The following is an 8,346-nucleotide window of genomic DNA, read 5'->3' as shown; positions in this document are numbered from 1 at the left end:
ATCGGCGCCCGCGTCGACGGCCGCTACATGACGGTCGTGCTCGACCGGAAGATCGTGCCGGAGATCCGGATGGAGTTCGTCCGCCGCCCCCCGCCGCGCAGGAGAGCCGTCGAACTCGGGAGATCACGACCGGACGACCTCCACGTGGTTCACGTTCTCCGCCGCCCGCCGCCCGCAGCGTCCGTCGGCACTCTCCTGCCCCGTCCTCTCCGGCCCTGCTCTGTCCTCTCCTTCCACGTCCTCTCCTGCCCCGTCCGGTCAGGAGCCTCCCGCCGCGGCGACCGCTCCACTCCGCCCGTGCCGCCGCCCGTGCCTCTGCCCGACCTCACCGGATGCCGCTGCGCGCGAACCCCTGCACGAAGTAGCGCTGGAAGCACAGGAACAGCAGCACCATCGGCAGCACCGACACCAGCGCCAGCGCCATGCTCGCGCTGTAGTCAGGCGTCGACTGGCCCTTGAGGTAGAGCAGGCCGATCGGCAGCGTGAACAGCTCGTTGTCCTTCAGGGCGATCAGCGGCCAGGCGAAGTCGTTCCAGCTGCCGAGCAGAGTCAGCAGGATCAGGACGGCGATCAGCGGCTTCGAGAGCGGCAGCACGATCTGCAGGAACACCCGCAGGTGGCCGGCCCCGTCGATCCGCGCCGCCTCGATCAGCTCCTCCGGGATGGAGAGGAAGAACTGCCGGGCGAGGAAGATCCCGAAGGCCGCCGCCGCTCCGGGAAGGATCACCGACCAGTAGGTGCCGTAGATCTGCAGTCCGGTCACGAGCTTGAACTGCGCGACCATGATCGCCTGCACCGGGATCATCATCGTGGCCAGTGCGAGCAGGAACAGCAGGTTCCGCCCGGGGAAGCGCAGCCGCGCGAAGCCCCAGCCGGCCAGCAGGTTCACCACGACGGTGAACACCGTGACGAACACCCCGATCACGACCGAGTTGACGAACCACTCGCCCACGGGGAAGCGCGCGAACACCGTCGCGAAGTTCTCGAACGAGATCTCGCTCGGCCAGAAGCGGGGCGGGCCGGGCGCGAACACCTCGCCGCGCGGCGAGAAGGCGATGACGAGCATCCAGTACAGCGGGAAGAACACGACCGCCGAGGCGACGATCGCGACGACGAGGCGGACGACGAGTCCGGAGCGGGAGCCGTCGCGGCGGGATGGGCGCCGGCGCGGGGTCTCGCGGGCGGTGGCCGCGGCGACCGCGGCGGGCGTGGTGACGGTGGAGGACGACATGAGGGCTCCTAGTCGACGAGGTCGCGCGTGCGGCTCGTGCGCCACTGCAGGTAGGTGAAGGCGAGGGAGACCAGCAGGATGACGACGCCGAGCGCGGCGCCGTAGCCCTGCTCGCGGACCTGGAAGCCGTTGCGGTACGCGTAGGTGCCGAGCACCGACGTGGAGAAGCCGGGGCCGCCGCCCGTCATCACGAAGACGATGTCGAAGACCTGGAACGAGGCGATCACGTTCATGATCAGCAGGAAGAAGGTGGACGGGCCGACCAGCGGCACCGTCAGTGCGCGGAACTGCTGCCAGTGCGTCGCTCCGTCGATCCGCGCGGCCTCGTAGAGCTCGGGCGAGACGCTCTGCAGGCCCGCCAGGTAGATGACCATGTTGAAGCCGATCCGCAGCCACACCGCGGTCAACATCACCGAGATCATCGCCGCGGAGCCGTCCGACTGCCACGCGACCGGCGAGGCGCCCAGCGAGCTCAGCACCTTGTTCACGATGCCCGAGGACTCGCTGAAGATCGTGACCGCGATCATCCCGGAGGCGACGCCCGAGATCACCAGGGGCAGCACGATCACCGTGCGGAAGATCCCGCGCGCGGGCAGCACGGAGTTGAGCAGCACGGCCAGGCCGAGGCCGCCGGCGAGCTCGAGCGGCACGGTGACCGCGGTGAAGAGGAGCGTGTTGCCCAGGCTCTGCCAGAACACCGGATCGGCGCCCATCCGCAGGTAGTTCGCGAAGCCGACCCACTCGGGCGTGCCGAAGCCGCGCGACTCCTGGAACGAGAGCTGGATCGCCCAGAGGATCGGCACGAACAGGAACAGCGCCATCAGGAGCAGGTTCGGGCCGACGAAGCCGAAGCCGGCGAGGGCCTCGCGCCTGCGGGCCGACCGCGGCCGGGCGGAGGAGCCCGCCCGGCCGCGGAGGGTGGTGGCGGTCATCAGCTGGTCGCCTGCTGGATGGCCGCGTCGAGGCCGGAGAGGGTCTCCTCGGTGCTGCGCCCGCCGACGAACGCCTCCTCGAGCTGGTCCTGCATCGCGACGGAGATCTTCGCGAGGAACGGCGAGGTGAGCTGCTGCACGTCCCGCGGGGTGATCGTCGCGGCCTGCTCGACGAACACGGGCATCACGTCCGGGCGCACCGCGAAGTCGATCGACGCGGGGTCGATGTCGGACCGGGTGGGCAGCTCGTTCGTCGCCGCGCAGAACTCGGCCATGGTGTCGGCCTGCGTCATGAACGAGAGGAACTCGGTCGCGAGCTCGGGGTCATCGGTGTCGGCCGTGGCGACGAGGGCGTTGCCGCCGAGGTCGGTCGCGCCGCGCTCGTCGACGGGCATCGGCGTGGCGGTCCACCCGAAGTCGGCGAGGTCGTCGATGTCCGGCACCAGGAAGGACCCGGCGAAGGCCATCGCCGCGGTCTGCTCCGTGAAGAAGGAGTCGGCGTAGGTGGCGGACTTCACCGAGCTGGTCGGCGGGACCCAGTCGTTGTCGAAGAAGCTCTTCGTGAAGTCCAGGGCCTTCGCGCCGGCGGCGGAGTCGATCGCCGGAGTGGTGCCGTCCTCCTCCAGGAGCGTGCCGTCGGCCTCGAACAGCCAGCTCAGCCAGCGGGGTGTGCCGCCGAGCTGCCAGTTGTAGACGAACGGGTACTGCTCGGCGGGCAGGCTCGCGCGCAGCTTCGCGGAGGCGTCGGCGAACTCCTCCCAGGTCCACGCCTCGTCGGCGGTGGTCGGCACGTCGGTGATGCCGGCCGCCGCGAGCAGCTGCGTGTTCACCAGCAGCGCCGACACGTCGGTCTGGTGCGGGACGCCGTAGGGCTTCCCCTCGAAGGAGACGGCCTGCTGGAACGCGGGCGTGAAGGAGTCGAAGTCGTCGATCCGGTCGGTCAGGTCGAGCAGCTGCTCCTGGCTGGAGTAGACGCCGAGGTTGCCGTAGTCGACGCGGAACACGTCGGGGGCCTCGCCCGACGACAGCTGCGCGTCGATGTTGCTGAACATCTGGTCGTAGGGCACGACGTTGAGCTCGACGCTCGCCCCCTCGTGCTCGGCCTCGAAGTCGGTGATCAGCGACTCGAAGGCCGCCTGCTCGGACTCGCTGGCCCAGGTGGTGAAGGTGATCGAGTCGGCGTCGGCCGAACCGCCGCCTCCTCCGCCGAAGCCGCTGCAGCCGGTGAGGGCGGCGGTCGACGCCAGGACGGCGGCGAGGGGGATGAATCGTCTGCGCATGGGTGGTCTCCTGCTGTGAAGGGTCGGACGGGGGCGGGGTCGGAGGGCCGCGTCAGGCGGGGCGGCGGAGGGCGGTCTCGACGAGCGAGACGAGGCCGTGCGGGCCGAGCTGGCCGGCGAGCAGGTCGAGCGGAGTGGGGACGGGCAGCGCCGAGGCGGCGCGGCCGAGGCGGGAGGCGGGCACGGGGGCGGCCTCGCGCTCCTCCGGCTCCGGGTCGGCGAGGGCCAGCGCGACAGTGGCGGCCACGTCCTCGACCGCGCGGACGCAGCCGAAGCGGATGATCCGCTCGTCGTCGATCAGGGCCTCGCCGTAGCCCGCGCGGAACGCCGAGCGCTGCACGTCGCTGATCGGCCGCGAGTAGATGACGCCCAGCTCGATCAGGAGCAGGTCGACCTCCCGCGGGGCGACGGTGGCCTCGTCGAAGTCGATCAGCCAGGGGCGGCCGCTCTCGTCGATGACGACGTTGCCGGGATGCGGGTCGCCGTGGAGGGGCACGCGGGAGGTGGGCGTGCGGGCGCGCTTCAGCCGCCGCTCAGCGCCGGCGAGGGCGTCGAGGCGGGAGCGGTTACCGCGCCAGAGCGCGGTGAGGAGGGGGCGGGACTCCGGCTGCGCGTCGATCCTCTCGTCGGTCTCGGCGAGGAGGTCGGCGAGCGGACGGCGGACACGGCGGATGCCCCGCCGCACGGGAGGCGCGAGGGTCGGCGGCTCGGCGTCGTGCACGGAGCGCAGGACCGCGCCGAACCCCTCCCAGTCGAGGGCGTCCTCGCCGGAGTCGACCGCATCCTCGCCGAGGATCCACGGCGCGACCGAGACCCGCAGCCCCCGGTCCTCCGCCCAGGGGCGCCCGTCGGAGGCGCGGTGCGGCGCCGCGACGCCCGGCACCCCCGACTCGCCCAGCGACGCCGAGAGCGCGAGGCCGAAGCGCCCGTCGCGGGCCGACGCCTTGACGCTCCAGAGCGCTCCGGAGCCGTCGGCCGCGCACCAGACGCGCGCTCCGTGGTCGAGTCCGCCGACGACGGGCTCCAGGTCGACGAGGCCGACGCCGAACTCGCGGCGCACCAGAGCGCGCGCCCAGGCGCCCGCCTCCTCGATCGTGTCCATCCCGCTCATGCTGACGCGCGGGCGCCCCGCGAGCAGGTGCTTGCGCGATCGGTGATCGTAGGCATGGGTGCGGGCTGAGCCGCGTCTCAGGCTCGGGCTCCGGGCCGCCCGACGAGGAACCACGCCATCGACCCCAGGAAGGGCGCCACCACGACGGCGATCGTCCACAGGCCCTTCCGCAGGGGATCGAGGCCGGAGCGGAGGACCTGCGCGACCGCGAGGATCGCGACTCCGAGATACGCGGCCCCGCACAGGGCGGCGACCACGCTGGTGCCGAGCAGTGACATGTCCATCGCCCGACGCTACGCGCGGCGCGGCGCTGCCGGATCCGCCGCGGGGCGGAGACTCCCGGCGATGCGCAGCGGGCCTCGCTCAGCGGCCGAGGACACCGGTGATCGTCCTCGCGCCGTCGGCGGGGAAGAGGGCGAGCCGCTGCTCCGTCCCCTGCTGCCGGACCGTGAGAACGGGAGCCGCGAGCGCGTGACCGTGGTGGTAGCCCGTCACCGACTCGGGGGCGTCCCCGGCGGTGAGGGGCAGGAACGCGATCGGCGAGAGGTCCGCGTCGGCGCGGAACAGCGAGAGCGCCCTCGCGGTGACGACGGCCAGCAGCACGGGGTCCGGCTTCGCCGCGCGCAGCGCCGGGAGGTCGACCGCGGCTCCGGCGACCGCGAGCGTCCGCAGCGAGGCCAGTGTCTCCGGAGTGTTCAGCACCGCGGTGACGCCGCCGTCCGGATGCTCGGCTCGCAGCCTCTCGAGGATCGGCCGGGACCACCGCTCCTCGACGCGCCGTCGGATCCCGAAGCCGAGCCCCGCGACGATCACCGCGGCCACCGCGAGCACCACGCCCCACCCTCCGTAGAGCTGGAACGCCCGGGCGCCCGACCACGCCGCCGCGACGACCACCGTCGCCCCGAAGAACGCCTCGCTCCCGAGCGACCGCAGCCGGGTCGACTGCACCTCCTGCGTCACGAGCGCTCCTCCGGGTCGGGCGGACCTCCGGGCGGGATCACGTCAGCGCATGATCGCACCGGCGCCTGCGGGTCGGGCGGGGATCCGTCCCCTCGCGCGCGAGGCCGGCTCAGCGCCCGCGCCGCGCCCGCGGATCGGTGAGGAGCCGGACCGGGGGGAGGTCGGCCAGGTCGGGGGACACGAAGCCGAGCACGTCGGAGTGGTGGTCGGCGGAGGCCCGGCGGAGGAAGGACCAGCACTTGAGCGAGGACGGGCGCCGGTCGAGGGGGAGGGGAGCGGCCTCCACGATGATCACGGTGGCGGAGCAGTGCAGGATCCGCACGGGCACGCGGCTCTCGCGGCCGTCGACGGTCCAGCTGGAGACGCCGCGGATGCGGCCGTCCTCGCGGTCGACCCCGACGGTGAGGACGCTCCGGAAGTCGTCGGACGCGGCGCCCATTCCGATCTGGAAGTCGCCGTCGGCGCCGTCGAGCACGAAGGCGACGTCGAGTCCGCGGCGGTGGCGGACGGTGAAGGTGGCGAGCAGGGGACCGCTCCCGAACCTCGGGGCCTCGTCGCGGGCCTGCCGGACACGCTGCTCCGCGTCGTCCCTGTCCATGGAGCCACTCCTGCCGTCCCGGCGGAGCGGGGCCCGCGCGCCCGTCGAGCCTAGGGGGAGCGGGGCGGCGTCACCCCGCGCGAGGCAGCGTCACCCGGAAGCGGGCGCCGACGGGCCCCGCCTCCGCCACGAGGTCGCCGCCGAGGGCCCGGGCCAGCCCGCGCGCGATCGGCAGGCCGAGGCCCGAGCCGCCGTCGGCGCGGTTGCGGGCGTCGTCGAGGCGGACGAGGCGGTCGAAGACGCGCTCGCGGTCGGCCTCGGCGATGCCGGGGCCGTCGTCGTCGACGGTGATCGTGACGGAGTCGGCGGCCGCCTCGACGGCGACGTCGATCCGGGAGCGGGCGAAGCGGGCACCGTTCTCGAGGAGGTTGCCGAGCACCTGAGCCAGCCGGTCGGCGTCGGCGCTGACCAGGAGCGGCTCGGCGGGCCGGTGCAGCTCGATCGCGAGGCCCGGGCGGCGCAGCTCCTGGCGCTCGATCGCGGCCTCGGCGACGCCCGCGGGGTCCAACGGACGCGACTCCACAGCCAGGCCCTCGTCCAGCCGCGCCATCAGCAGCATGTCCTGGATGAGGCGGCCCGCGCGCAGCGACTCCCGCACGACGTGCACCGAGAGGCGCTCGCGCTCCTGCTCGCCGCCGTCGCCGCGGACGAGCGCGTCGGCGGCGGCCTGGATGCCGGCGATCGGCGTCCGCAGCTCGTGCGCGGCGTCCGAGACGAACGCGCGCATCCGCTGCTCCGCCGCGAGGGCCGTCGCCTCGGCGGCGAGGGCGCTGCGCTCGGCCTGCTCGAGGTCGTCGAGCATCTCGTCGAACGCGGTCGCGGTGCGGCCGAGCTCGGTCCGCGGACGGGAGGGGCGCAGCCGCCGCCCGCGGTCGCCGTGCGCGATGTCGCGGGCCACGTCGGTCATCCGCTCGAGGGGCCGGAGGGTCGCGCGGACCACGACGATCAGCGCGAGCGCGGCCAGCAGGAGGAACACGGCCGACGCGCCGAGCAGGATCCCGTTCAGCTGCGCGAGGGTGCTGCCGACCGATCCGGCCTCGCTGGTGAGCTCGAGGCGGGTGCCGTCGCTCAGGGTCGACTCGAGGGTGATCAGCTCGTCGTCGGCGGCGACGCTGCTCGAGACGACGGTGACGGCGGCGGAGGCGGCTCGGGGCGGGACGGCTCCGGAGGAGAAGCTCGTGCCGGGCGGCGACGGCGGCTCTCCGAGCTGGTCGGCGGCTCCCGGGCCCAGTCGCAGCTGCTCCGGGCTCGGCCCGGCCACGACGTCCTCGCCCTCGGGGCTCGTGATCCGCACCGAGACGCCCTGCGCCGAGAGTCGCGAGGCGAGGGCGTCGTCGGCGATCGTGCCGACCAGCGCGGCGGCGGCGGAGGCGCGGTCCTGCAGCCGCTCCTCGATCTGGTCGCGGAGGCGCTCGCCGAGCACCGCCTGCACCGTCGCCGAGAGGGCCAGGAGCAGCACGGCCAGCAGCGCGAGCACGGCCAGGACGGTGCGGAGGCGGAGGGAGCCGGTCCGCAGGGCGCCCGGCTGGGAGCGGCTCACGCCTCCACCCGGTAGCCGAGGCCGCGGACGGTGTGCACGAGCCGGTCGCCGTGCGCCTCCATCTTCTTGCGGAGGGAGCTGAGGTGCACCTCGACGAGGTTCGGGTCGACGTGGTCGTAGCCCCAGACCTGCGTGAGGATCTGGGTCTTGGTGAGGGTGCGGCCGCGGTTCCCGGCGAGGAAGGCGAGGAGGCGGAACTCGGTCGCGGTGAGGTCGAGGGCGACGCCGCCGCGGCGGGCGCGGCCCGACTCCGGGTCGACGACGAGGTCGCCGATCTCGACGACGGACGGGATGCGGCCGCGGCGGCGCAGCACGGCGGTCACGCGCTTGACGAGCTCGGCGAGCACGAACGGCTTCACCACGTAGTCGTCGACGCCCTCGTCGAAGCCGCGGAGGCGGTCGTCGACCGCGTCGCGGGCGGTGAGCATGATCACGGCCGCGTCGCTGCTGCGGCGGATCCGCTCGGCGAGCACGATGCCGCTCGGGCCGGGGAGCATCCAGTCGAGGATCACCAGGTCCGGAGCGAAGGTGCTCAGCTCGCGGGCGAGGTCCTCGCCGGAGACGAGACCGCGGACCGTGAAGCGCTCGCTGCGCAGCGCGGTCTCGACGGAGGAGCGGATGGCGTCGTCGTCCTCGATGAGGAGCACACGGGCGGAGGAGGGCATGTGCTCGAACCTAGGGGCCGCGGATCGGG

General features: G+C 73.5%; 9 protein-coding genes. All 9 read right to left on the bottom strand.

Features of this window, described 5'->3' with window-relative positions; translation table 11 throughout:
• Positions 1 to 325: 325 nt before the first annotated feature.
• Entirely contained in the window at positions 326 to 1,231 is a 906-nt protein-coding gene (locus C5C30_RS17000; protein WP_104234603.1) for a carbohydrate ABC transporter permease, read from the bottom strand.
• An 8-nt stretch (positions 1,232 to 1,239) separates the two neighbouring features.
• A complete protein-coding gene (locus tag C5C30_RS16995) occupies positions 1,240 to 2,163 on the bottom strand; it encodes a carbohydrate ABC transporter permease (RefSeq protein WP_104334167.1) in 924 nt (307 codons plus the stop codon).
• Positions 2,163 to 3,443 (bottom strand): sugar ABC transporter substrate-binding protein, encoded by a 1,281-nt coding sequence (locus C5C30_RS16990; protein ID WP_258066037.1) that lies wholly within the window; start codon positions 3,441 to 3,443, stop codon positions 2,163 to 2,165. The genes C5C30_RS16995 and C5C30_RS16990 overlap by 1 nt, the downstream gene beginning before the upstream one ends.
• A gap of 52 nt (positions 3,444 to 3,495) precedes the next feature.
• Positions 3,496 to 4,545, bottom strand: coding sequence for an aminoglycoside phosphotransferase family protein (locus C5C30_RS16985; protein ID WP_104334166.1), 1,050 nt, complete (start codon positions 4,543 to 4,545; stop codon positions 3,496 to 3,498).
• An 86-nt stretch (positions 4,546 to 4,631) separates the two neighbouring features.
• Positions 4,632 to 4,838 (bottom strand): PLD nuclease N-terminal domain-containing protein, encoded by a 207-nt coding sequence (locus tag C5C30_RS16980; RefSeq protein WP_104225196.1) that lies wholly within the window; start codon positions 4,836 to 4,838, stop codon positions 4,632 to 4,634.
• A gap of 79 nt (positions 4,839 to 4,917) precedes the next feature.
• The gene (locus C5C30_RS16975) at positions 4,918 to 5,514 is read right to left on the bottom strand and encodes a hypothetical protein (protein WP_104258313.1); all 597 of its coding nucleotides are present in this window, start codon (positions 5,512 to 5,514) and stop codon (positions 4,918 to 4,920) included.
• A 109-nt stretch (positions 5,515 to 5,623) separates the two neighbouring features.
• Entirely contained in the window at positions 5,624 to 6,112 is a 489-nt protein-coding gene (locus C5C30_RS16970) for a hypothetical protein (RefSeq protein ID WP_104234606.1), read from the bottom strand.
• 70 nt (positions 6,113 to 6,182) lie between these two features.
• Positions 6,183 to 7,652, bottom strand: coding sequence for a cell wall metabolism sensor histidine kinase WalK (locus C5C30_RS16965; protein ID WP_104334165.1), 1,470 nt, complete (start codon positions 7,650 to 7,652; stop codon positions 6,183 to 6,185).
• Positions 7,649 to 8,317 carry a response regulator transcription factor gene (locus C5C30_RS16960; RefSeq protein ID WP_104225192.1) on the bottom strand — a complete coding sequence of 223 codons (669 nt, stop codon included), beginning with the start codon at positions 8,315 to 8,317 and terminating at the stop codon, positions 7,649 to 7,651. The genes C5C30_RS16965 and C5C30_RS16960 overlap by 4 nt, the downstream gene beginning before the upstream one ends.
• Positions 8,318 to 8,346 lie beyond the last annotated feature (29 nt).

Origin of the sequence: Rathayibacter sp. AY2B5 (genome assembly GCF_002931645.1) — a bacterium.
Taxonomy (GTDB): domain Bacteria; phylum Actinomycetota; class Actinomycetes; order Actinomycetales; family Microbacteriaceae; genus Rathayibacter.
Note: the sequence above shows the minus strand (reverse complement) of the source record. Positions and strands in the feature narration are given on the sequence as shown.

Excerpts from the sequence above, each read along its gene's own strand:
- C5C30_RS17000 (WP_104234603.1), bottom strand. The coding sequence starts at position 1,231 with ATGTCGTCCTCCACCGTCACCACGCCCGCCGCGGTCGCCGCGGCCACC.
- C5C30_RS16995 (WP_104334167.1), bottom strand. The coding sequence starts at position 2,163 with ATGACCGCCACCACCCTCCGCGGCCGGGCGGGCTCCTCCGCCCGGCCG.
- C5C30_RS16990 (WP_258066037.1), bottom strand. The coding sequence starts at position 3,443 with ATGCGCAGACGATTCATCCCCCTCGCCGCCGTCCTGGCGTCGACCGCC.
- C5C30_RS16985 (WP_104334166.1), bottom strand. The coding sequence starts at position 4,545 with ATGGACACGATCGAGGAGGCGGGCGCCTGGGCGCGCGCTCTGGTGCGC.
- C5C30_RS16980 (WP_104225196.1), bottom strand. The coding sequence starts at position 4,838 with ATGGACATGTCACTGCTCGGCACCAGCGTGGTCGCCGCCCTGTGCGGG.
- C5C30_RS16970 (WP_104234606.1), bottom strand. The coding sequence starts at position 6,112 with ATGGACAGGGACGACGCGGAGCAGCGTGTCCGGCAGGCCCGCGACGAG.
- C5C30_RS16960 (WP_104225192.1), bottom strand. The coding sequence starts at position 8,317 with ATGCCCTCCTCCGCCCGTGTGCTCCTCATCGAGGACGACGACGCCATC.